The sequence below is a fragment of the Aquitalea magnusonii genome (assembly GCF_002217795.2).
Lineage (GTDB): Bacteria > Pseudomonadota > Gammaproteobacteria > Burkholderiales > Chromobacteriaceae > Aquitalea > Aquitalea magnusonii_B.
In genome coordinates this window covers 2,935,044-2,956,963 of the sequence record NZ_AP018823.1, presented here as the reverse complement: position 1 = coordinate 2,956,963, position 21,920 = coordinate 2,935,044, and the positions used below count along the sequence as shown (strand labels likewise).

Annotated in this window: 21 protein-coding genes; 5 read left to right on the top strand and 16 right to left on the bottom strand. The window is 60.8% G+C overall.

Annotated features, from left to right (window positions below; all coding sequences use genetic code 11):
* Nucleotides 1-125 precede the first annotated feature (125 nt).
* The 9 genes from DLM_RS14120 to DLM_RS14080 form a co-directional block, all read right to left on the bottom strand.
* Complete coding sequence (locus tag DLM_RS14120; RefSeq protein ID WP_089084605.1) at nt 126-1,019, bottom strand: SMP-30/gluconolactonase/LRE family protein; 894 nt, start codon at nt 1,017-1,019, stop codon at nt 126-128.
* Nucleotides 1,016-1,735 carry a GntR family transcriptional regulator gene (locus DLM_RS14115; RefSeq protein ID WP_089084604.1) on the bottom strand — a complete coding sequence of 240 codons (720 nt, stop codon included), beginning with the start codon at nt 1,733-1,735 and terminating at the stop codon, nt 1,016-1,018. Before DLM_RS14115 ends, DLM_RS14120 begins: the two co-directional genes overlap by 4 nt.
* The gene (locus DLM_RS14110) at nt 1,735-2,601 is read right to left on the bottom strand and encodes a carbohydrate ABC transporter permease (RefSeq protein WP_089084603.1); all 867 of its coding nucleotides are present in this window, start codon (nt 2,599-2,601) and stop codon (nt 1,735-1,737) included. The genes DLM_RS14115 and DLM_RS14110 overlap by 1 nt, the downstream gene beginning before the upstream one ends.
* A complete protein-coding gene (locus DLM_RS14105; protein WP_167467117.1) occupies nt 2,601-3,554 on the bottom strand; it encodes a carbohydrate ABC transporter permease in 954 nt (317 codons plus the stop codon). Before DLM_RS14105 ends, DLM_RS14110 begins: the two co-directional genes overlap by 1 nt.
* Before the next feature lie 49 nt (nt 3,555-3,603).
* Nucleotides 3,604-4,839: an ABC transporter substrate-binding protein gene (locus DLM_RS14100; protein WP_089084601.1), complete on the bottom strand. Its 1,236-nt coding sequence runs from the start codon at nt 4,837-4,839 to the stop codon at nt 3,604-3,606.
* Nucleotides 4,836-5,969 (bottom strand): ABC transporter ATP-binding protein, encoded by a 1,134-nt coding sequence (locus tag DLM_RS14095; protein WP_089084600.1) that lies wholly within the window; start codon nt 5,967-5,969, stop codon nt 4,836-4,838. The genes DLM_RS14100 and DLM_RS14095 overlap by 4 nt, the downstream gene beginning before the upstream one ends.
* Complete coding sequence (locus tag DLM_RS14090; protein ID WP_089084599.1) at nt 5,962-7,200, bottom strand: enolase C-terminal domain-like protein; 1,239 nt, start codon at nt 7,198-7,200, stop codon at nt 5,962-5,964. Before DLM_RS14090 ends, DLM_RS14095 begins: the two co-directional genes overlap by 8 nt.
* 3 nt (nt 7,201-7,203) lie before the next feature.
* A complete protein-coding gene (locus DLM_RS14085; RefSeq protein ID WP_197715418.1) occupies nt 7,204-7,965 on the bottom strand; it encodes an SDR family NAD(P)-dependent oxidoreductase in 762 nt (253 codons plus the stop codon).
* A 363-nt stretch (nt 7,966-8,328) separates the two neighbouring features.
* A complete protein-coding gene (locus DLM_RS14080) occupies nt 8,329-8,955 on the bottom strand; it encodes a response regulator transcription factor (RefSeq protein WP_089084597.1) in 627 nt (208 codons plus the stop codon).
* 198 nt (nt 8,956-9,153) lie between these two features.
* On the opposite strand from DLM_RS14080, the gene DLM_RS14075 reads away from it, so the two are divergent.
* Nucleotides 9,154-10,389, top strand: a complete 1,236-nt coding sequence (locus tag DLM_RS14075) for an EAL domain-containing protein (protein WP_089084596.1) — start codon at nt 9,154-9,156, stop codon at nt 10,387-10,389.
* Here DLM_RS14075 and DLM_RS14070 read toward each other — a convergent pair.
* The gene (locus DLM_RS14070) at nt 10,386-11,216 is read right to left on the bottom strand and encodes a DMT family transporter (protein ID WP_089084595.1); all 831 of its coding nucleotides are present in this window, start codon (nt 11,214-11,216) and stop codon (nt 10,386-10,388) included. The genes DLM_RS14075 and DLM_RS14070 overlap by 4 nt on opposite strands.
* A gap of 161 nt (nt 11,217-11,377) precedes the next feature.
* Here DLM_RS14070 and DLM_RS14065 point away from each other — a divergent pair, with 161 nt between their 5' ends.
* The 4 genes from DLM_RS14065 (at nt 11,378) to DLM_RS14050 (ending at nt 17,246) form a co-directional block, all read left to right on the top strand.
* Nucleotides 11,378-12,244, top strand: a complete 867-nt coding sequence (locus DLM_RS14065) for a LysR family transcriptional regulator (RefSeq protein ID WP_197715417.1) — start codon at nt 11,378-11,380, stop codon at nt 12,242-12,244.
* Nucleotides 12,245-12,387: 143 nt separating this feature from the next.
* The gene (locus DLM_RS14060) at nt 12,388-13,620 is read left to right on the top strand and encodes an MFS transporter (RefSeq protein WP_089084593.1); all 1,233 of its coding nucleotides are present in this window, start codon (nt 12,388-12,390) and stop codon (nt 13,618-13,620) included.
* A gap of 312 nt (nt 13,621-13,932) precedes the next feature.
* Nucleotides 13,933-15,675 carry a DUF1302 family protein gene (locus DLM_RS14055; protein ID WP_167467116.1) on the top strand — a complete coding sequence of 581 codons (1,743 nt, stop codon included), beginning with the start codon at nt 13,933-13,935 and terminating at the stop codon, nt 15,673-15,675.
* Between the two features lie 86 nt (nt 15,676-15,761).
* On the top strand, nt 15,762-17,246 hold the full coding sequence (locus DLM_RS14050) for a tetratricopeptide repeat protein (protein ID WP_089084591.1): 1,485 nt from the start codon (nt 15,762-15,764) through the stop codon (nt 17,244-17,246).
* Nucleotides 17,247-17,252: 6 nt separating this feature from the next.
* Here DLM_RS14050 and DLM_RS14045 read toward each other — a convergent pair whose 3' ends face one another.
* From DLM_RS14045 to DLM_RS14020, 6 genes are all read right to left on the bottom strand, one after another.
* A complete protein-coding gene (locus DLM_RS14045; RefSeq protein WP_089084590.1) occupies nt 17,253-17,594 on the bottom strand; it encodes an FKBP-type peptidyl-prolyl cis-trans isomerase in 342 nt (113 codons plus the stop codon).
* 75 nt (nt 17,595-17,669) lie between these two features.
* Complete coding sequence (locus tag DLM_RS14040) at nt 17,670-18,866, bottom strand: NnrS family protein (protein ID WP_089084589.1); 1,197 nt, start codon at nt 18,864-18,866, stop codon at nt 17,670-17,672.
* A 225-nt stretch (nt 18,867-19,091) separates the two neighbouring features.
* Nucleotides 19,092-20,207 carry an HPP family protein gene (locus DLM_RS14035; RefSeq protein WP_089084588.1) on the bottom strand — a complete coding sequence of 372 codons (1,116 nt, stop codon included), beginning with the start codon at nt 20,205-20,207 and terminating at the stop codon, nt 19,092-19,094.
* 85 nt (nt 20,208-20,292) lie between these two features.
* Nucleotides 20,293-20,730 (bottom strand): MarR family winged helix-turn-helix transcriptional regulator, encoded by a 438-nt coding sequence (locus DLM_RS14030; RefSeq protein ID WP_089084626.1) that lies wholly within the window; start codon nt 20,728-20,730, stop codon nt 20,293-20,295.
* 46 nt (nt 20,731-20,776) lie between these two features.
* On the bottom strand, nt 20,777-21,190 hold the full coding sequence (locus DLM_RS14025) for a DUF488 domain-containing protein (RefSeq protein WP_089084587.1): 414 nt from the start codon (nt 21,188-21,190) through the stop codon (nt 20,777-20,779).
* Nucleotides 21,191-21,205: 15 nt separating this feature from the next.
* Complete coding sequence (locus DLM_RS14020; protein WP_089084586.1) at nt 21,206-21,769, bottom strand: YIP1 family protein; 564 nt, start codon at nt 21,767-21,769, stop codon at nt 21,206-21,208.
* Between the last annotated feature and the right edge of the window lie 151 nt (nt 21,770-21,920).

Genomic DNA, 21,920 nt, shown 5'->3' with positions numbered 1-21,920 from the left:
TTGCGCCGCCCTGCCGTACGCCATGTACAGTCTGCGGCGGCGCGTCTTGCTCCGGGTACTCGATGAGGTTTTGTTAGCGCTTCTGCGCAGAGGTTGGCGCGGGTGGGGACTGGCAAGCTGGCCTGTCAGGCATCGTCCCGGTAACGGTGTTCCGGCAGGCCGCAGTGGCCGGTGTCGATGGCCAGTACCGCACCATCCTGCGGGCTCGGCTGGCTCAGGCCAAAGCGGGCGGAAGTAATCAGCAGGGTATCCAGTTGTTTACCGCCCTGTGCATTTCCAAAGGTACAACTGGTCGGGTTGCGGACCGGCAGCGGGATGATGCGGTCGGTTTTACCTGTTGGTGTGGTACGCACGATGCAGCCACCGCCAAAGCGGGCCGTCCACAGGCAGCCATCCTCATCCACGGCCGAACCATCGGGAATGCCCGGCCCGCCTTGTTGCAACACTCGGCGCTGGCTGATGTCGCCGGATGCTGTGTCGTAATCCCACACCCAGATGGCATTGCGCTGGCTGTCGCCAGCATAAAAGTAGCGCTGGTCGGGCGACCAGGCCATGGTATTGGGGCAGCCGAATTCGGCTTCGCTCAAGGCGATGGCCCTCTCCCCGCTGGTGCGCCACAGGCGACCGGCCATGCGGGAGGTGGCGCGTGGCTGGCCATGGTGGTCCAGATTGTTTTCCATGCTGGCTACCCAGAAACGCCCTGCCGGATCACACTTGCCTTCATTCAGCCGTAGCTCTGGGTCGGTTTCCGGCCGGGTGAGCCAGTGCAACAGCCCTTGTGTGGGCGTCCACAGCGCTGTGCCGCTGGCAAACGCCACCACCGCCATGTCGCCCTGCGGGTTCAGCGCCAGTGCGGCAGGCAGTTCGGCAGTGGGAAAGCTGTCGGTGCGGCCATCGGGCCAGCGGCGGCGGATGGCCTGTGCCGTCATGTCCACCGACCACAGGCAGCCGTGTACCGCATCCCAGAACGGGCTTTCGCCTACGTGGTCGCGTTGCCGGCCCCAGATGGCTATCTTCATGGCTTTGACTCGGCAAAATAATGCGGGAACAGCGCTTGGGCCTGCTCCAGAAAAGAGAAGATCCGCCGTAGATGCAGCTGCAGGCAGGCTTCGGCTGCCATGCCGTCGCTGCCGGCAATGCTGTCGCGTATGGCCTGGTGCTGGGCAATCACCATGGCCAGATCCTCCACCGAGGCCACCGTCAGTTGCCGGAAGCGGTCCATATGCACCTTGACGCGGGCAATCTCCTCGATTACCGGCCCGCAGCCGGCAAACAGGGCGATATGGCGGTGGAAATCCTCGTCCGACTGATAAAAGCGTTCCAGATCGCCCACTTGCAGATAAGTACGTTGCAGAGTGATTTCCCTGTCCAGTTGCATCAGCAAGAGGTGGCGATCCGCAATGGCCATGACTTTGCGCAGCATGGCGGTTTCCAATGCTTCGCGCATGAATTGCGATTTTTCCAGGTCGCTGCGGCGCAAGGGCTGCACGCGGCTGCCGCGCTGTGGCAGGACTTCCACCAGTCCCTGTTCTGCCAGTCTGGCCATCGCCTCGCGCACCGGGGTGCGGCTGACGCCCAGGGTGGCGGAAAGCGAGGCTTCGGAAATCAGCCGGCCCGGTTCCAGCTCGAAGCGGCAAATCCGCTCCAGCAGCAACTGGTATAGCTGGCGTGCCAGCGGCTGGCGCGGATCCGGCACAAAGGGTTGGCACGTGGCCAGGGCAGCAGGCTGGCTCATCACACCCGCAGCCCTTGCATGAACTGGCGGCGCAGCAGCACAAACAGCAATAAGGTGGGCAGCGAGGCCAGCACGGCGGCGGTCAGCATGATATTGGGCCCGCTTTGCGCGTAACTGCCCTGGAACACCAGCAAGGCATTCATGATGGAACGGGTTTCCGGGCTATTGCCCAGTACTGAGGAAAACAGCATGTCGTTCCAGATCCAGGTGAATTGCAGCAGGAACACCGCCGACATCGGACCGCGCAGATTGGGCAGGATGATGCGCCAGAACAAGATGAATTCCGACGCGCCATCCAGCCGTGCCGCCTGATCGATTTCCAGGCTGAGGTTCTGCATGTAATTGCGTAATACCAGCAGCGGGAATGGAATGCAGATGGCGGTATACAGCAGGCACATGCCCAGATGCGTATCCAGCAGCTCAGCCCACTGGAAGCCGAAGAACAGTGGAATCAGATACATCTGGAAGGGAAACACCGTGCCGGCAAACAGCAGCAGGAACCACAGATTGCGATGCCTAAATTGCATGCGCGCCAGTGGATAAGCGCCCATGGCGGCCAGCAGTACCGCCAGCGAGGCTCCCACTGCGGCATACAGGCTAGAGTTGAGCATGGCCTGTGCCATATCGCCCTGTTGCCAGGCCATGCGGATATTCTCCAGCAAGGGGGACACACCCTCGGGCAGGGATAGCGGAGCGGTGGCGGCATACTCGGCGGTGGATTTGAAGATGGCCAGCAAGACATAGCTGAAGGGCAGCAGCCACAGCAAGGCGAGTGCTAATCCGCACAGGGCCTTGCCCCAGCGTGGCGGAGATGCCGGCGGCGGCAGGGCCAGCCATTTGGCTTGTTGCGACGATAGGTTTTGCATCAGCGGACCATCCTGTCTACACGGGCTTGCAATAAGGTCTGGAGCCAAGTAACAGCCAGCACCACGCCACCAATCACCACGGCGGTGGCGGCGGCAAAGGCCCAGTTGTTTTTCTGGAAGGCTTCGAAGTACATGAACACCGCCAGCGACAGGGTGCGCTGTTGCGGATAGTTCGCCCCCATCACCCACAGCAGATCGAATACCGTGAAACCAGCCAGTACGGAGAGAATCACCACCATCAGCAAGGTGGGTGCAAGCAAGGGCAGGGTGATGTGGCGAAACACCTGCCAGGGCCGGGCACCGTCCATGCGGGCGGCCTCCAGCGGATCGCGCGGTAGCGCGGCCAGCCCCAGCAACAGCAGGACCATCACCAGCCCGCAGCTTTGCCAGACAAAGGTCAGGATGATGGCGGGTGTGACCAGTTGTTCTTCAAACAGCCAGCCGGTTTCCACCGGCATGCTGCTGAACTGTCCCAGTACCTGATTGAGCATGCCTTGTGGCGCGTACACGTAGTACCACATCACGCCCACCGCCGTCGGGGCCAGGATGCGCGGCAGGAAGATGATGGATTTGAACCATTCCTGACCGGGCATCTGGCGGAACAGCAGCGCCAGTCCCAATCCTGCCGTGAGTGGAAACAGCACCGAGGCCAGCACCCACAGCGCGGTATTGCCCAGTGCCTCGTCAAAATAGGGGCTGGACCACAACTGGCGATAATTCTGCCAGCCGGCGAAGTCGTCCCGGCCCTCAAACAATTGCCATTGGGTAAAACTGAGCCAGATGTTGTACAGCACCGGCAGTAATAGCAGGGCTGTCACCAACAGCAGGGCGGGGGCCATGAAGCGCAGTGCCAGGCGAAACTGACGCCCTTGTCGGGCGCGTTCGCGTGCCTTGATTTGTGCCAGGCCGATGCGGGCCAGCAGTTGTTGATCATGCTGCATGAGCGGGTTCATGCCGTTCTCCATTGAAGTGCAGGTGGCTGGCCTGTTGCCAGGCGATGCGTCAGGACTTTTTTCTGCTGCTCCAATAAGCCGTATTCAGGCTTTGCATGCGCTGCATGACGTTCTGGGCGGTGTTCATGTCCGGTTTGAGCATGAAGCGGTTGAATTCCGCCACCATCTCGCCTTGCAGCGCGCTGGGTACGTTTTCCCACCAGCGCAGGAACATGGTGTGGCGTGTTTGGGCCAGTTGCGTATTCACCTGGCTGACAATGGCATTGGGCGCGGCAATCTTGTTATTGCCGATATAGTTGCCCGAGGCCTTGCCCCAGGTTTGCGCACCCTGGTTGGAAACCCAGAAGCGCAGCGTCTTCATTACATCGGGGTTGGCCAGCCCCTTGCGGGAAACCACGATGGGTGCGCCTTCCACAATGATGGCCGGCTGCTGCACGCCAGGCGCATTGGGCAGGATGAACACCCCTAGCTCCTGGAGTGGAAAGCCGGCCTTGCCCAGCAGGCCGACCGCCCATTCCCCAAACAAATACATCACGCCCTTGCCCCGGACGAAGTCGTTGATTTCTTCATTGGAGCGCGGGTCGGAAAACCAGCCTTTGGCATACATGTCGGACCATATCTTGAATACATTGCGCACCGCCGGGCTGTCATAGGCCACGCTGCCATTGTTCAGGCCGACATAAGCCTTGGGATCGGTGCGCAGCAGCAGTTCCTGAAACCAGATAAAGCCGCGCCAGCCATCCTGGGTGGTAGCCAGAAACGGTGTCTGGCCAGCGGCTTTGATCCGCGTGGCCACGGTTTGCAGCTCGGCCCAGTTGGCGGGTGGTTTCAAGCCCAGGCGGGCAAAGACGCGTTTGTCGTACAACACCACCCAGCGCGACAGTTGCAAAGGGATGGCATAGGGCTGACCGCCCACGCTGAACAGGTCTTTGACGCCTGGTTGAAAGCGGCCATCAGCTTCCATTTCCTTCCACAGCGCGCCCAGTGGTGCCAGTTGGCCGGTAGCAGTCAGCGTGTTCAGTGATGCGCCGGTCCACCAGGTAAACAGCTCCGGCGTGCGGCCAGAGGCCACCGAGGCCTGAATGAAGGTTTTGTACTGTTCTGCATTGGCATAAGGAGAAATCTTCAGGCTGATGCCCTCGGCGCGCGCGGCATTGGCCACCGTCTGCAGTGGGGCGCTCCAGAAGCCTTTGTCATTGAATAGCTGTACCTCCTTGGCCAGGACAGCAGTGCTGTGCAGGCAGCAAGTGAGCAGGGTAATACGGAGTAAGGCGCAAGGTGTCATGGTGCAATGGTCTCCTGAGACTGCGGACGGTCGGCACGTAGCGATATGCCGCTATCGGCGTCGAACAGGTGCAAATTAGCGGAACGGATGGCAAAACGCAGGGTCTGGCCATCGGCTACCGGGCGCGGAGGCAGTTGACGGGCAATCAGCGGCCCGCTGGCGGATTCGGCAAACAGCAGGGTTTCATTGCCCAGCATTTCCGACAGCGTGATGGTGGCGGCAAAGGTTTCTGCCGCTGGCGGCGCTTCATCCGGCCAATGCGGCAGGATGTCTTCCGGACGCAAGCCGGCGCAGACGTGCTGTCCATGCGTCAATGCCGGGCCAAAGCGTGTCCGGTCCAGTGGTATGCGCAGCGCCGGCGAGGCGAAGTAGAAGTGTTCTCCCTCCTGCTGCAGCGTGCCGTGGAAGAAGTTCATTTGCGGCGTGCCGATGAAGCTGGCGACAAAGTGATTGGCCGGATTCTGGAATACCTCCAGCGGGCTGCCTTGCTGCACAATGGCCCCGTCTTTCATCACCACCATGATGTCGGCCAGGGTCATGGCTTCTACCTGATCATGGGTGACATAGACGGTAGTGACCTTGAGCCGGTGTTGCAGGCGCTTGATTTCCACCCGCATCTGGTTGCGCAGCTTGGCATCCAGATTGGACAGCGGTTCGTCAAACAGAAATACCCGCGGTTCGCGCACGATGGCCCGTCCCATGGCTACCCGCTGGCGCTGGCCACCGGATAGTTCTGCCGGCCTGCGGTTCAGGTAGGGGGCCAGTTCCAGTGTTTTGACGGCGACATCAATCCGCTTTTGTCGCTCTGCAGCGGAAATACCCGCCAGCTTCAGCGAAAAAGCCAGGTTTTCCTGCACCGTCATGTGCGGATAGAGCGCATAGGACTGGAACACCATGGCCACGCCGCGTTCCTGCGGGGGCAGCTCGTTGGCCAGTTTGCCATCAATCAGCAACTGGCCATGACTGATGCTTTCCAGTCCGGCAATCATGCGTAGCGTGGTGGATTTGCCGCAGCCGGAAGGGCCGACCAGCACCACGAGGGCCCCATCTGGTATCTCGAGATGGATGCCACGCACCACCACTTGCTGTTCGTATACCTTGACCAGATCGCGCAGACAGACTTCAGCCATGGTATACCCCCACCTGCTGTTGGCTAGGGTCGGCCCAGCGCCGCTCCGGCAGGATGCCATACCAGCCGGGTCGGCCCGGATCGCGGTCATAGGCATAGCCACCCACGCTGCGGTAGTGCTCGGCATACTGCGCCAGCTTGTCACGGCACACCTCAACCCCCAGCCCCGGTCCTTGTGGCAGGGCAATGGCACCGTCCTGATAGCTGAATTTGCCGCCTGCCAGAATATCGTCGCTCAGGTGATGGTAATGGGCATCGGCGGCGAAATTGAGATTGGGCAGGGCCGCGCCCAGATGCAGCATGGAGGCCAGTTGGATGCCCAGTTCGCCGGAAGAATGAATGGCGGCGGAGTGCTGGAAGGTTTCCAGCACGGTACCCGCCTTGTAAGCCTGACGCAGCCCGCCCCAGAAGGTGGTGTCCAGCAAGATGACATCCACCAGGCTGTGGCGCATGCATTGCGCCAACTGTTCAAAATTCACCACCACCATATTGGTGGCGGTGGGAATGGGCTGGCGTTCGCGTACGCGGCGCATGCCTTCCAGCCCCCAGGTAGGGTCTTCCAGATAATCATTCGGCAGATGGGCGATGGCGCGACCGACGCGCAGGCTTTCTTCCACCGACCAGGTGGCGTTCGGGTCCAGTCGCAGCCGGTCGCCTGGCAGGGCGGCGGCCAGCGCTTCCATGACGGCGATATCGTGGTCGGGTGCAAAATGTCCGCCCTTGAGCTTGTGTACCCGGAAGCCATGGCGCTGCTTCAGTTCCAACGCATGGCGCACCATGTCTTCCGGCATGGTTTCACCGCCGCGGCCATTGTGTTCATAGCGGTAGAACAGGTAAGCGGCAAAATCGACCTGCTCGCGCAGCGCACCACCGAGAAAATCACAGGCGCGCATGCCAAGTTGTTTGCCGGCCAGATCCATACAGGCCATTTCAATGGCGGCATGCAGTTGCAGACGGTTGTTGTACAGGCTGGCAGTGGGGTTCATGATTTTCCAGCGCAATTGCTCGAACTGCAGCGGATCATGCCCCTTCAGGTAGGGCAGCAAGGCCTTGACGGCAGCTTCGGCACTTTCACCGCCACCGCCCAGTTCGCCCCAGCCAGACAAGCCGCTATCGTCGATGACTTCTACCACGGTGCGGACAAAGCGTTGCCAGTGTACGCCGGCGGAATGTCTGAGTGGCGCTTCCAGCGGAACGGCAACCGTGGTCGCCTTGATATCTACAATGGCCATGTTTCAGTCCTGTAAGGGTGAGCCGCCGATAAGGGCGAGCAAACCACCATCAATGCGGATGACTTCTCCGGTAATGAAGGTGGCACGGTCAGACAGCAAAAAAGCCACCAGCTCGGCAACTTCGCTGGCATGACCAGCGCGGCCCAGCGGATGCATGGTGTCGATTTCTTTGCGTAAGGCAGCGGGGGAGGGCGCACTGGCGATGGCATCGCGCAGCATGGGGGTGTCGATGGAACCTGGGGCGATGGCATTGGAGCGCACGCCCTGGCTGGCAAAGTCCACGGCAATGGATTTGCTCAGGCCGATCAGCCCATGCTTGGATGCCGTATAGGCAGCCACATTGCGCTGTGTGGCCAGGCCTTGTACCGAAGCCATGAATACCAGGGCCCCGCGCTTGGCGATGAGTTGCGGCAACAAGGCTTGTGCCAGCAGGAAGGCTGCGCCCAGATTGGTCGCCATGACTTCATCCCAGCATTGCTGCGAGGTGTCCAGTGCCGAGCCATAACGTTGGATACCCGCGTTATGGGATAAACCATGGGCACCGCCCAGTTCTTGCGCCGCTACCGCCGCAGCATCTGCGGTAGCACGGTCGGCAACCGAACCGATGACCAGTCGATGGGGAAGATTGCGCGGCAAGGCCTCTGCCATGCGCGCCAGCCCTGTGGCATCGATATCCACCAATACCAGCGGCTGACCTTCTGCCGCCAGTCGCATCGCGACCGCTTGCCCAATGCCATGGGCAGCCCCACTGACCACTACGCTCATCACCATCTCCCGCTTGGATTTGAGCGCTACCATACTAGTGGCCGAGAGGCTGAGTAACCGGTCAAAGGGTCAGCCGTGACTTGGTTTCTGGCTTATCCGGGCATGGGGACTGACAGGCTGCTGAGCGCGTGGATACCTGCTTCCGGGGCATTGCCAGCATGGTGGTAAGCAGGGCAGAGATGGAAAACAGTATTCTGCGCTTGGAGTGGTCTGACCGATGGGTCAGGAGGGCAGTGGGCAATCTGCGGGTACAGTCTCCCCGGCCATCACCAGCAGGACCACGTGCGAAGGGAGCAGCAGATGGGGTCATCCGGATATCTGGCAGAGGGCGCAGAGGCGAGTATGCGTCGCCTCTGGGAGCACTCAAACCAGTTTGTTGGTACGGGCAAAATCGGTGAGGTCCACCACATTGGAAATACCCAGTTTTTCAAAGATATTCACCTTGTAGGTGCTGACTGTCTTGTTGCTGATGAACAGGCGGTCGGCGATGTCCTTGTTGGACAAGCCTTGTGCCAGATGCTGCAGCACGGCCAGCTCGCGATCGGACAGTTTCTCGATCCGGCTGTCGATCTGGCTTTCCACATTGAGCTTGGCTCCTGATACCACATCACGCGGGAAGAAGCTGTAGCCGGCCATGATGGCATCCGATGCCGACAGGATGGCATTCAGGTCCTTGCTCTTGCTGACGAAGCCATCGGCACCGGCCTGCATCGAGCGCGATGCATACACCATTTCATCCTGCGCCGAGAGTACCAGCAGCTTGATGCCCGGATGCTGTCCCTTGATGCGCTTGATCAGTTCCAGACCACTGATGCGTGGGATGTTGAGGTCGATGATGATCAGGTCGACCTTGTGCTCGCGGACCAGTTCGATGACAGATTGGCCATTGTCGGTTTCGCCGATGATTGCGTATCGCCCCGATTTTTCCAGCACAGAACGGACAGCCAAGCAGATGGCGGGGTGGTCATCGACAATGATGGCGCTTTTCATTCTTAAGTCTCCGGAATGTTATGGATTAGAAATAATATTTTTCTAGCATTCAACTGCAGGAGAGTAAATGTGTTTCTTTAAAAATGTCATAAGAAAAATCTAGTATTCAATCAGAATTTTCCCATCAGCATTCAGTATATAGGTAAGGATAATGTGCCAATTATAAAAAACCAAGCAGAACCGTTTCAGGTAATTTGAATGCCTTCTTCATTATTGCGCGACACCAATTTCCCACTCAGGATATTGATTGTCGAGGATCACGCCATTCAGCGCATGGTATTACGCCTGTTGCTCCAGCAAAGCGGCGTTAGCCATATCGACGAGGCTGAAGATGGTTATCAGGCCTTGTCACGGCTGGAGTCTGCTTGCTATGACCTGATGATCTGTGATCTGGACATGCCCCGGCTGGATGGCATCCAGTTGATGCGCCACATGCGTTCGCTCGAACATGTTCCCCTGCTGGTTTACTGTAGCGCACAGGCCGAGGATATCTTGCATAGTGTGTCGCGCTTTGGTTTTCATCATGAGCTGTCCGTACTGGGCTGCCTGCAAAAGCCGGTGTCCCTGGCGCAGCTCAAACCCTTGCTGCATGCCTGTGTCAAGCAGTTGGATGGCCGGTGGCAAACCCTGTCCGGCAGCCCGCATGCCTTTAGTCGTCAGGAATTGCGCGACGCCCTGCGCAGCGGGCAGATTCTGCCCTGGTATCAGCCCAAGATTAATCCGCAAACGCTGGAAACGGTTTCGGTGGAAGCATTGGCGCGCTGGCAACATCCGGTGCATGGCCTGATTTCACCGGGCATGTTTCTACCCCGCATCGAGGAAACCGGCCTGGCGGAGGAACTGCTATGCACCATGCTGGAGCATTCGGTACGGGACTGCTGTGAGTGGGACAGCCTGTTTCCTGAAATGGATCTGGGTGTCGCAGTGAATATCAATGTCAGCGAATTCGATTTGCCTGACATGCCGGATAAACTGAATGCCATCCTCCGGGCGGCTCATCTGTCTCCGGCACGAATTACGTTGGAATTAACAGAAACCCAGCCGCTGGATAATCTGAGCTGCTCTCTGGAAAATGCGATTCGTTTGCGGGTGATGGGATTTAATCTGGCACTGGATGATTTTGGTGCCGGATATTCCGGATTTCATCATTTGCGAGAAATACCTGCCAATTCGGTCAAGATTGACCGTACCTTGGTGCATAAGGCGGCTGGCGATCCTGCCGCCGAAAAGCTGCTGGGTTTTGCCGTGCGCATGCTGCAAAGCCAGCATGTGTCCGTTGTGGTGGAGGGCGTCAGCCGGCAGCAGGATTTTGACCTGGTCAAGCAATTGCGTGTCGATCTGGTGCAGGGCTTTCTGTTGGCCGAACCCATGTCCCGTGAGCAACTGGCCGGTTTCATCCGCCATCCGCTGTTATTACCGCAGGTGGTGTCCTAGCCGCGCCGCAGCGACCACAGCGCAAGTCCCATCAGGCCAATACCGGCCAGTTGCCATCCATCCAGTGCATGCCGGTAGACCAGCCAGTCCACCACAATGGCCGTTACCGGATAGACAAACTGCAGTACCGCAAAACGACTGGTGCCAACCCGGCTCATGCCGCTGTAGAGCAAGGCATAGGCAAGACCGGTGTGCAGGCTGCCCAGCCCCGCCAGCCAAGCCCAACTGAGCGCCGTTGACGGCCAGCCATTGAGGAGTGGCCACCAGACCGTCAGTAGCACGCCGACGGCACATTGCCACCAGGCGAATGCAAATGAGCTGATGGCTGGGCGGCTTCTGGCGATGATGGGTAGTCCGGCGTAGGCCAGTGAGCCGGCAATACACATCAGCACCCCGTTCAGCAAACCCTCCGGCAGTGCTTCGCTGCGCCAGCCGGCCAAACCGCAGGCTAAGCCGAGGCCGAGCAGCGCGGTGAGGGCGGCCAGCAGATGTCGGCGTGACAGCGTTTCCCCCTGCCGCAGGCTTCCATACAGCATTACCCAGAATGGTTGCAGGTGAAACAGCACGGTAGCCAAGCCGATGGAGGTGAGCGGGATGGCTGCAAAAAACAGTCCCCAGTTTGCCACCATCAGCAGGCTGGCCAGCAGCACGGCCAGCAGTGCGCTGCCACGCAGGCGCAGTTCGCCTAGCTTGCCGCTGCCGGCACCCCAGGCAAGCAAGGCGATGGCACCGAACAAGCAGCGCATCAACACCGTCAAGAGTGGTGGCTGATGGGCTTCGGTGACAAAGATGCCCAGTGTTCCCAGTAGCAGTCCGGCCAGAATCATGTGCCGGCTTCCCGTGTCCTGCTGGCGCTCCCCGATCGTGGTCGCCGGGGGCAAGATGCTTGTCTGTTTCATCACACAATCATCGTGGCCGGTGCTTTTTTCGGTAAAGCGAATTTATGCTATGTTAATCATTCGTTTTTCGAATATTGGCGAGGGTGTCGATGCAGGACTTGCAACTGGACTGGTTGCGTGCTTTTGTCGCCGTGGTGGATGCCGGTTCGCTCAGTGCGGCTGCCGGCCAAGTGCATCGGTCGCAGTCGGCGGTCAGCATGCAGCTCAAAAAGCTGGAGCAGGCGGCAGGCTGTGTGCTGTTGTTGCGCAGCCCACGCGCGCTGGCGCTGACGGCTGCCGGAGCCGAGTTGCTGCCGCATGCGCGGCGGGTACTGGCGGCGCATGCGGCAGCGCTGGATACCTTGCATGCTGCCCAGGTGAGTGGCCAGTTGCGCCTCGGTGTGCCGGAAGATTATGCGGTTGCTTATCTGGGTAATGTGCTGCGCGATTATGCTGGCCGTTTTCCTGCCGTGGAAATCAATCTGGTTTGTGAACAGTCAACCGCCCTGATCCGCAAGGTGGAAAGCGGCGAGCTTGATCTGGCGGTGGTCAGCCGCGATGCGCCGGACCGCGGTGAGTATTTGTTTGACGAAGCCATGGTCTGGGTGGGGGACAGCCAGCATGCCGCCTGGCTGCGTGAGCCGCTGCCGATTGCCCTGTATGAGCTGGGCAGCCGGGCGCGCAGTGCCGTGCTGGACGCGGTGGAGGCCAGGCAGCGTGCCTGGCGTGTGGTGTACAGCAGCCCCAGCGTGGCCGGCCAACTGGCCGCGGTGCATAGTGGTATGGCTGTTGCAGTGCTGACCGCGTGCAGTGTGCCGGCGGGCATCCAGGTGCTGGGCAGTGCGCAGGGACTGCCTGCTTTGCCAGCCTTGCAGGTGGCACTGATACGCAGCCCGCACTCGCAAGGGGCGCGTGCCTGTGACGTGATGCAGCAGATGATCCGGCAAGCCCTGCGCAAGGAGCCGCCGGCATTCTGAGGCTGCTGGGTAAGGCGCTGGCAGAATACGGTTGGCAAAGTTGACATTATCAATCAATTAATTCATATTTGGTGATATTGTCAATTAATCTGTCCTGCTGGCCGGCGGTATAGGCCAGCCTGCGGGGCCGCAAGGAGTTGTCCATGGCTGAATCAAGCCTCCCGCGTGAGCGTGGCCTGCTGTGGCTGCTGGCGCTGACGCAGTTCACCATCATCATGGATTTCATGGTGATGATGCCGCTGGGACCGCAAATCATGCGTGCCTTTGCCATCAGTCCGGCAGCATTTGCCACCGCGGTATCGGCCTATTCCTGGTGTTCCGGCTTGTCCGGGCTGTTTGCCGCCACCTATATCGACCGCTTCGACCGTCGCCGCTTGCTGCTGGTGATTTATGGCCTGTTTGCTGCTTCCAACCTGGTGTGCGCCATGGCCGGCAACTTTCACATGCTGTTGCTGGCGCGTGCCTTTGCCGGCCTCAGCGGTGGCGTGCTGGCTTCCATCATCATGGCGATTGTCAGCGATGTGGTGCCGCTGTCGCGCCGAGGGGCGGCCACCGGCACCATCATGACGGCTTTTTCCCTGGCGGCCATTGCCGGTGTGCCTGCCGGCATCGTGCTGGGGGCTCATCTGGGCTGGTCATCACCGTTTTACCTGTTGACGGTGCTGTCCTTGCTGATCTGGCTGGTGGCATGGATGCTGGTCCCTTCGCTGCGCGTGCACCTGCAGGTGGCACCGCCACCGCTACGCGAGGTACTGCCCGACTTGTGGGGCCTGCTGAGTAATCCGCGCCACCTGCGGGCTTTCGGGCTGACCTTTCTCATGCTGGTGTCGCATATGATGGTGATTCCCTTCATCTCGCCGGTACTGGTGGCCAACCACGGGATTGCTCCGCAGCAGATTGCCTGGATCTACATGGCTGGCGGGGCGGCCACCTTCTTTACCTCCCGCCGTATCGGCCGGCTGGCCGACCGTCATGGCAAGCACCAGTTGTTTCGTCTCATGGCCTTGTTTTCCATGCTGCCGGTCTTGTTTGTCACCCATCTGCCGAGTTTGCCCTTTATTGTCATCGTGGCGTTCTTTCCGGTGTTCATGGTGGCCTTGTCCGGTCGCATGATTCCGCTGCAGGCTTTGCTCACCACCGTACCCCTGCCACAAAACCGCGGGGCGTTTCTCAGCGTCAACAGTGCCATCCAGTCGCTGGGCAATGGCTGCGGTGCCTGGCTGGGCGGCTTGCTGCTCAGTAGCGGTAGCGCCGGGCAGATTGTCGGTTATGGCTGGAATGGCTGGTGTGCGGTGGCGCTGGTGGGCGTGGCCGTGTGGTGGGTGGGACGGGTGCAGGCTCAGCCATCTATGAGCCCGGCTGCCGTTTCGCCCTGATGCGCTGATGGGCGGGTTTTCATCGCCTGCTGGCGCATTGCGCAAATTTAATCTGATGACGCTAGTGGCAGCCGGTAGCCAGCAGCTAGAATGCCGGGCTGGTTTGGCATGTTGTTGCGCACTGTCTGAGGGGCGGTGCAGTGCTTGATGACACATGTTGGACATTTCAGGCTGAACACTGGGCATTAGCGTAACAGGATGCAAAAAAACAAGAGAAAGACACGGCTGATCAGGCTGTGCAATGGTTGGGGCGGGTGGTGGATGGGGGCTGGGCTGGTGATGCTGTGCCAGCCTGTGCTGGCGGCGGAAGTCGTGAATGGCATAACCACCATCAAGCCGGAACTGGGTGCCGCCAGCGAACAGGCGGTGGGGGCTGCCACCCTGTCATGGCGTGGCTGGCTGGGTATGGGAACCGTGATCCGCGCCGCCAATCCCGATCCGGTGATCTCCGGCGCGTCGATGAACACGCTCAATGATGGCGATCTTAACTATCGCAGCGGCGATGCGGTCTCCACCGCGATCGAAAGCTATCTGCAGGCGGATGTGCAATATCACGGCCTGGGCATGCGGGTGGCCGGCAAGGCCTGGTATGACTACACGCAGGCACGGCAAGCGGTACTGCATGGCAATGTAACCAATCATTATCAGCCGGGTGCGGCACTGAGCGATGAGGGTTTTGTCCCGCTGGGGCGCTTTGGCAATGCGGTGCTGGATGATGCCTATCTTTATGGGACAACCCGTCTGGCCGGCTATCCCTTGCTGCTGCGCGCCGGCAGGCAGACCATTCCCTGGGGCAGTCCTACCTCCAGTGGCATGCTGTCACAAATCAACGCCATTGATTACGCAGCATTAAGCCGCGCCAGTTCGGTGGCGGCTGAAGCCGGGATCCCAGATTGGGCGGTCTATGGCAAGCTGAACCTGAGCGACCGCCTCAGCCTGGATGCCTTTTACCAGTTTGCCTACGCACCGAATGTTTATCCTGGCTGCGGTACTTTTTATTCCACCGGCGATTATGTCCAGCCGGGCTGCAACCAGCTTACCCTCAACGGTGCCTTGCTGTCGGCCATCAGCCAGCGCAACATCAGCAACAGCGACAGCCAGTCCATCAGCAATGCGCTGGATTACGTCAGCCGCAGTGCCGACCGCCTGCCATCCGGCGGGCAATACGGGGCTGGCGTGCATTATCTGCTGGATGGCGTGGGCCGATTCGGTTTTTACGCCGCCAATATCGACAGCAAGGTCGGCTATACCGGCGTGCAGCACAATAGTGCCGGTGTGCTCACTCCGCTGCTGGCCAACCGCGGCCTGGCGCAAGCTACCGGACTGAGCAGCCAGTATTACCGCAGCTATCCGGCCAATCTGCATCTGTTTGTGCTGAATTTTGCCACCCGGCTGCCCGATCAGACGGCAGCCTATGCCGAACTGGGCTATATCCCCGACCAGCCGCTGGCCTGGAACGGTTCAGACTTTCTCAACGGCTTGTTACTGGGACGCGGGCCACTATCCCGTCTTGCCAGCCTGCCTGTTGCGGGCTCTGCCGACGGTTATGACCGCTATCAGGTGATGAGTGTGAGCCTGGGCGCCACGCGGCCGCTGGGCAAGCTGGCCGGGGGGGAGGTCAAGCTATCGGCCGAGCTGGGCCTCAAGCATGTCTTTGCCTTGCCCGACCCCTCGGTGATGCGCTATGGCCGCGCAGGCTGGGGCATGGCGGCAAGCCAGGCTTATCCTAGCTGCAGTGGCGATGCAGCCACGTGCAGGCTGGACGGTTTCATCACCAGCAATGCCTGGGGCGCGCGGGTGCGGCTGGAAAGCCGATATGCAAGCATTTGGCCTGACTTGGTGCTTACCCCGGCGCTGACCGTGGGCCAGGATGTCCGCGGTTATTCCTACGATGGCCAGTTTTCCCAGGGCCGCTTTACCACCATGTTGAGTCTGGCGTTGCATGTACGGCGCGATTACCAGTTGGATTTGAGCTATCTGAAAACCGGCGGTGGTGATTACAACCTGCTGCGTGATCGCAGTCTGGTGTCGCTGGGGCTGGGCATGCGTCTGTAAGGCAGGTCCGCATTTGCCTGTACCGCTTCAGCCGCTTACACTTGCGGCCAGTTTTGCTTCACCAATCATCCGGATTGCCAGTCGTCATGAACCAGCAACTTGCACTCAACAAGATCAACCAGGCCATGCAGCAACTGCAGCAAGGCCAGCCTGCCGCTGCCAGGGATGGTTTGAGCCGTGTGTTGAAAGCCTTCCCCGACAGCCCGGAAGTGCATTTCCTGCTGGGCCTGGCACTGGTGCAACTGGCGCAGTCCAAGGGGGCGCTTGCCCATTTCAATAGCGCCATCGCGCTGGCACCGGACCTGGCCGAAGCCTATGTCAACCGCGGCATCCTGTTGAAAAACCAGCAGCAACTGAAACCGGCCTTGCAGGATCTGGACCGCGCCATTGCCCTGCGGCCAACCATGGCTGAAGCCTACAGCAACCGGGGTAATGTACTGGTGTTGCTGGAGCAGCCCGAGCGCGCCTGCGCCGACTTTGCCACGGCCATCCAACTGGACCCGCGCAATAGCGATGCGCTGGTGAATATGGCGGCGCTCAAGGCCGATAGCGGTGACTATGCAGAAGCGCAGCTGCTGCTGGAGCGTGTGCTCGCCCTGCAGCCGGACGATGCTCTGGCACGGCATAACCGTGGCTGGCTGTCACTACTGCAAGGCGATTACACCCGCGGCTGGCAGGACTACGAAGCACGCAAACTGGACAAGCAACTGTGCCAGCGTGCTGGTGTGCAGCGTTTTCCCCAGCCGGAATGGCAAGGCGAGGACCTCTCTGGCAAGACGCTGCTCTTGCATCAGGAACAAGGCCTGGGCGATGCCATCCAGATGCTGCGCTATCTGCCGCAGTTGCAGGCACAAGCTGCCCGAGTGCTGATCTTGCTTAATCCTGCGCTCTCGCCGCTGGCCAGCCAGTTGTTGCCGTCCGGGCAGGTGTTTACCCGGCGTGAAGCGCTGCCGGCGTTTGACCTGCACTGCTCGGTGATGTCGCTGCCCTTGCGCATGGCCACCACGCTGGACAATATTCCTGCGGCGCAGGGCTATCTCGCGGTGGATGAAGCTTGCCAGCAGCATTGGGCGGGCTTGCTGGGAGAGAAGAAACGCTTGCGTGTCGGGCTGGCATGGTCCGGTTCGGCAAAGCATCTGAATGACCGCAAGCGCAGCCTGACGCTGGCTGCGCTGTCCGGTCTGCTGCAGCCCGATCTGCTGCAACAGGCTGTCGAGTGGCACAGCCTGCAGCGCGAATACCGCGAAGACGCGGCAGAGCTGGCTGCCGCCGGCATCATCGATCATGCGGCGCAGCTGCAAACCATGCAGGATACCGCCGGGCTGATCAGCCAGCTGGATCTGGTGATTAGTGTGGATACCTCGGTGGCGCACCTGGCCGGTGCTTTGGGCAAACCGTGCTGGCTGCTGCTGCCGTTCAATCCGGATTTCCGCTGGGGGCTGGGCCGTAGCGATAGCCCGTGGTACGCCAGCATGCAGTTGTTCCGTCAGCCGCTGCCCGGTGACTGGGCCAGTGTGCTGGATGCTGTCGCCGGGCAATTGGCAGCGCAGTTGGCGCGCGCGGCCGACTGAAGTCTTTCAGTCGTCGCGGGTCAGCACTTCCAGCACTTCGATTTCGAACAGCAGATTGGAATGCGGCGGAATGCGCGTGCCAATCTGCCTTTCGCCATAGGCCAGCGCGGCCGGTACCCACAGCTTGCGCTTGCCGCCCACCTTCATGCCCATCAGGCCGATATCCCAGCCCTTGATCACCCGGCCGGTGCCGATCACGCACTGGAAGGGCCTGCCCTTGTCGTGGGAAGACTCAAACTTGCTGCCATCTTCCAGCCAGCCGGTGTAGTGGGTGGTGATCAGCGCGCCGCGCACCACTTCCTTGCCATTGCCGATGTGCAAGTCTTCGATTTTCAGTTGCTGGTCCATCTGTTCATTAACCGCTTCAGTTGCATATCAGGCGGCATTCTAGCCGCCTTGCGCCAGCGGGTGAAGCCAGATGCATCAGCCCGGCTGGCCGTCGCTGCGTGCCTGCAGGTAGAGCCGCACAAAACGCAGACTCCAGCCCAGCAACAGCAGCAGGCAGGCGCAGGCGCTCAGTGCATACAGGCTGGCGGCCCAGCCAGCCGGCAGGCAGTCGGTGGCCACGCGCAGCAAGGCCATGCCATGTACGGCCAGATACAGTCGCCACAGCCAGGCCGGCGCTTGCAGTGGCTGACCGGCATGGCCCAGCGATACCCGCGAGACAAAGGCAATCACCATGCTGATGAAAAAGCCGGTGGTGACGGCATGCAGCGGGGCCAGACCCAGCGACACCGGCAGCAGCCCGGCCAGGCTGTACAGCAAGAAAGCCAGCGGCAGCCAGGCAAAAGACAGATGCAGCATGCACAGCAGTTTTACCTTGCCGGTGCGCCAGCCCTGCCAGCGCTGGCAGGTATAGGTCAGCAGCAGGCAAAACGGCAAATCAGCCAGCAAGGTCGTCCACCCTGCAATCGACAGCAGGCCATGCAGCCAGCTACCGGCCAGCAGCGCCCATAGCAGCCAGTCCGGCTTCCAGGCTGGAATTTCCGGCATGGCGCTGACGGTGAAGAACGGCAGCATGCGGTGGCAGACAGTGAGAAACACCGGCAGCAGAAAGCCCCACAGCGCCAGGTCGCGCATCAGCAGCCAGCCGCTGGCATTGCCGCTGCACAGCCAGTACAGGCCAGCCAGCAAACCGGCAAAGCCCAATACAAAGCCGCACAGCACCATCCATGCGTGCAGGCGGTTTGCCTGCTGGCTACGCCGGATCAATTGGCCAAACGTGAGTGTCAGCCCGGCAAAACCGGCGCTGTACAGCAGTTGTCCGGCCAGCAGCCAGTCACGGCCAAGGCCGAGGCCGGCCAGCCACAGCAGCAATCCGCCGGCCAGCAAGGCCGGGACGCTCAGATAGGCGCGGCGGGATGGCGCAGGCACGCCCAGCCAGCGCGGCCCGGCGGTAAAAATGAAGCCGGTCATGAATAGCGGGAAGATGCCGTACAGCATCAGGAAACCATGGGCCATCACGGCGGGAACCGCCGGCAGGATGGGGTGGCTGCCCAGGCGCGAAGCCAGTTCGGCAAACCAGGCGGCAAACAGCAACAGCGCCAGCAGCATGCCAAACAGAAAGGCGATGCGGTGCGGCGCGCGCAGCAGGGGGGGCGGCAGTGCTTGGGTGTTCATGGCGGGCTCAATCGGGTGGTGATGGCCCAGTATCGCCAGTCATCCAGCTGGATGGGAATGATTCGCGTCAAGACAATCGGCCTTGCCTGCCGTATCCGCAGGCAAGGTGGACTGGCGTGTCGCAGCTAAGGGCAAGGCAGCGCCTCTGGGGCAGGGCGCGCGGATGCCGACAATGCAAGGGGCAGGCAAGAAAGTGCAACGCAGCGGGGTTTTTGTTGGCGGCTGTCATTGCTTGAACAGCACGGCAATCAGGTCGGACTGGGTGATCATGCCGCACAGTTGGCCGGCGGCATCGATGACCGGCATATGGTGCATGCCGCCATCGGAAAAGGCCAGCGCCAGTTCGCTGATGGGCTGGGTGGCCTGCAGGCTGTGTGCCGGTCGGCTCATGATGTCGGCCACCTGGCCATCCAGTTTGGCTGCATGCGGCAGGCCCATGGCCTGCTGATGGGGCAGGAAGAAGTCATGCAGTGACACCATGCCTTGCAACTGTCCGGCGGCATCGGTCACTGGCAGGGCTTTTACCTTGTGATGCGCCAGCTTGTCCCAGGCTTGCTGCAAGCTGGCATCAGGCCGGATGGACACCACATCGCGCGACATGATGTCGCTACAGCGGATGGCACCGAAGCGGCGCTTTTGTGCCTGTTGTTCTGCCGCGCTGAAAATGGCAGCCAGGTCGTCTTCGCTCACGTCCAGCACTTCGCCAAAGCTGGCCAGTGCCTGGTGCAAGTCTTGCTGGTTGAAGGCGCGGCGCTCGCTGGGCAGCGGGTCACGGGTGTGGTGGGGATTGCTGCTGTCAGCCGGCAAGTGCGGGTAGCGCCGCTGCAAGGCATTGTTGAACAGCAAGGCCACGCCCAAGAGCAGCAGGGAGTTGGCCAAAACCGGCCACAGCACAAACTGGAAGCCTATGGCCTGGATGGCCGGGCCACCCAGTACCGCGGTAATGGCCACGGCTCCGCCCGGCGGGTGCAGGCAGCGCAACTGGAACATGGCGGCAATGGCCAGCGCCCCGGCCATGCTGGCAGCAAGGCCGGGGTCGGCAATGGTGCGGGCGCAGGCTACGCCGATGACGGCGGAAACCACATTACCAGCCAGGATAGACCAGGGCTGGGCCAGCGGGCTGGATGGCACGGCAAACAACAGCACGGCGGAAGCGCCCATCGGGGCGATAAACCATGGCATGGCACCACCCAGGGCGGCACGGCTGATAAGTTCGGTGAGTAACAGGCCGATGCCGGCACCAAGGCAGCCGTACAGGCGTTCGCGCCGTCCGGCCAGCAGTTGGGCCGGCAGGAATCCGCGCAGCCAGCCATGGCGGCGTGTAGCAACAGATGCAGTCATGATGTGATGGGTGGGGTGGAGGTAGATTATTATATCGCAATACGATATTTATTGCCTGCCAGTGGCCGTTCGGGAGGCTGCGGTTTCAGTCCTGCAGGCTGCGGTGGATGTTCTGCAGCAGGTCCAGAGACTGGGCTCCACCCAGATTCTTCAGCAGCAGCAATTCCTCGCGGTGCAGCGCGGCCAGCTTGGCCACCAGCTCCTGCCCCTTGGGCAGCAGGCTGACTTCCACCTGGCGGCCATCCTGGCGACCGGGGGTTTTCTTGACCAGTTCCTGCTCCTCGCAGCGCTTGATCAGTCCCACCACGCTGTGATGGTGCGACTGCAGCCGTTCGGCCAGTTCCGCCACCGTGGCCCAGTCGCGGCCCGGATAACCCTGCACCTGCAATAACAGCAGGTATTGCAGCGGGGTGATGCCATGCTCTTGCGCCAGCTCTTCGCTGAAACGCAGAAACTGGCGCAGCCGATAGCGAAAATCGGCTAGGCGTTCGAAATCCTGCTTGCTCAGTACGGGAACAGTCATGGTGGACCAGGGACAGGGCGGGCTGACAAAGAAGTGATCCACCTTATCACATCAGCCCGCCGTTGCCGAACTGAGCCGCATAGCATACCGGCGAAGCATAGTGCGCGGGTGTCGCGTGCTGTTGCAGCAAAAACTGCTGTAGAGCGCGTGCCGCGCTCAGGCGGACATCGCCTTCGGCATGGACCAGCACGATGCCCTGGCCCTCTGCCAGGCGTGCTAGCCAGTCCCAGCGCGCCGGATTGTTGTGCAGTACCGCCCAGTAAATCTCACAAAATTGCTGCCAGCGCTCTTCGCGCAGTTGCAACCAGTCAGCCAGACCGGGAGCGGGCGACAGGGCCGGCAGCCAGCGCAGACTGCGTGTGGTGGCGGCAGGAACACCGGCAGCCGCTTCGCTGCCGATGAGGAAGGCCGGCGTATTGCCGGGCGTATAACGTTGCAGGGCTTGCAGCTTGATATTCACGTTGTGTACTCCGGTTTACAGCAAGGGCAGTAGCAGCAGGGCCACCACGAACAGCCATACCAGCGCCCCGATGGCGAAGATGGTATAGGCCAACGACAGGGTATGGACTGAATCATCGTGTTCGAACCAGGCATCCAGCCCGTGATACAGCAGGCCGGCAGAAGCGGCCAGGCCCAGTACGGCGCAGCTCATGTTTAATAGCGGATAAGGCAGCAACAAAGACAGTGCCGACAGCCAGATCGGCAGCGGTACCAGCGCGGCCAGCCGGTAGCAATCGGCAAAGGCTGGCCGACTGGCGGCATGCACCGACTGGCGGATGACCCAGCCCATCAGCGCCACGGCCAGCCAACTGGTCAGCAGCAGGATCAGGCTGGCCTGCTGCCAGTTTTGCATTGCCAGGCCGGGGGCATAGCTGTCAGCGTGATAAACCGCGGTGTATTGCACCATGCCTGCGGCAAACAGCGAGGCCGGCACTACGATTTTCACGAAACTGTGGGCAACCGAGGGATGGCGCTGGCCTAGCTGGTCCCAGCCATGGCGTGACGAATAAATCATCTGTAGCGGATGTTGCAGGTTCATGGCGTTCTCCTTGGCAGCAAGAGGCTGCCGTTCAAATATATATCGTAATACGATATAAATCCACAGCAAAATGTGTGCATGGCTGAGCATGCTGGAGTGGGGAGTGGGGAGTGGGGAGTGGGGAGTGGGGAGAATGCCGCCCGGTATTGGC

Coding starts and splice junctions, on each gene's coding strand:
- DLM_RS14120 (WP_089084605.1), bottom strand. CDS start 1,019: ATGAAGATAGCCATCTGGGGCCGGCAACGCGACCACGTAGGCGAAAGC.
- DLM_RS14115 (WP_089084604.1), bottom strand. CDS start 1,735: ATGAGCCAGCCTGCTGCCCTGGCCACGTGCCAACCCTTTGTGCCGGAT.
- DLM_RS14110 (WP_089084603.1), bottom strand. CDS start 2,601: ATGCAAAACCTATCGTCGCAACAAGCCAAATGGCTGGCCCTGCCGCCG.
- DLM_RS14105 (WP_167467117.1), bottom strand. CDS start 3,554: ATGAACCCGCTCATGCAGCATGATCAACAACTGCTGGCCCGCATCGGC.
- DLM_RS14100 (WP_089084601.1), bottom strand. CDS start 4,839: ATGACACCTTGCGCCTTACTCCGTATTACCCTGCTCACTTGCTGCCTG.
- DLM_RS14095 (WP_089084600.1), bottom strand. CDS start 5,969: ATGGCTGAAGTCTGTCTGCGCGATCTGGTCAAGGTATACGAACAGCAA.
- DLM_RS14090 (WP_089084599.1), bottom strand. CDS start 7,200: ATGGCCATTGTAGATATCAAGGCGACCACGGTTGCCGTTCCGCTGGAA.
- DLM_RS14085 (WP_197715418.1), bottom strand. CDS start 7,965: ATGAGCGTAGTGGTCAGTGGGGCTGCCCATGGCATTGGGCAAGCGGTC.
- DLM_RS14080 (WP_089084597.1), bottom strand. CDS start 8,955: ATGAAAAGCGCCATCATTGTCGATGACCACCCCGCCATCTGCTTGGCT.
- DLM_RS14075 (WP_089084596.1), top strand. CDS start 9,154: ATGCCTTCTTCATTATTGCGCGACACCAATTTCCCACTCAGGATATTG.
- DLM_RS14070 (WP_089084595.1), bottom strand. CDS start 11,216: ATGATTCTGGCCGGACTGCTACTGGGAACACTGGGCATCTTTGTCACC.
- DLM_RS14065 (WP_197715417.1), top strand. CDS start 11,378: ATGCAGGACTTGCAACTGGACTGGTTGCGTGCTTTTGTCGCCGTGGTG.
- DLM_RS14060 (WP_089084593.1), top strand. CDS start 12,388: ATGGCTGAATCAAGCCTCCCGCGTGAGCGTGGCCTGCTGTGGCTGCTG.
- DLM_RS14050 (WP_089084591.1), top strand. CDS start 15,762: ATGAACCAGCAACTTGCACTCAACAAGATCAACCAGGCCATGCAGCAA.
- DLM_RS14045 (WP_089084590.1), bottom strand. CDS start 17,594: ATGGACCAGCAACTGAAAATCGAAGACTTGCACATCGGCAATGGCAAG.
- DLM_RS14040 (WP_089084589.1), bottom strand. CDS start 18,866: ATGAACACCCAAGCACTGCCGCCCCCCCTGCTGCGCGCGCCGCACCGC.
- DLM_RS14035 (WP_089084588.1), bottom strand. CDS start 20,207: ATGACTGCATCTGTTGCTACACGCCGCCATGGCTGGCTGCGCGGATTC.
- DLM_RS14030 (WP_089084626.1), bottom strand. CDS start 20,730: ATGACTGTTCCCGTACTGAGCAAGCAGGATTTCGAACGCCTAGCCGAT.
- DLM_RS14020 (WP_089084586.1), bottom strand. CDS start 21,769: ATGAACCTGCAACATCCGCTACAGATGATTTATTCGTCACGCCATGGC.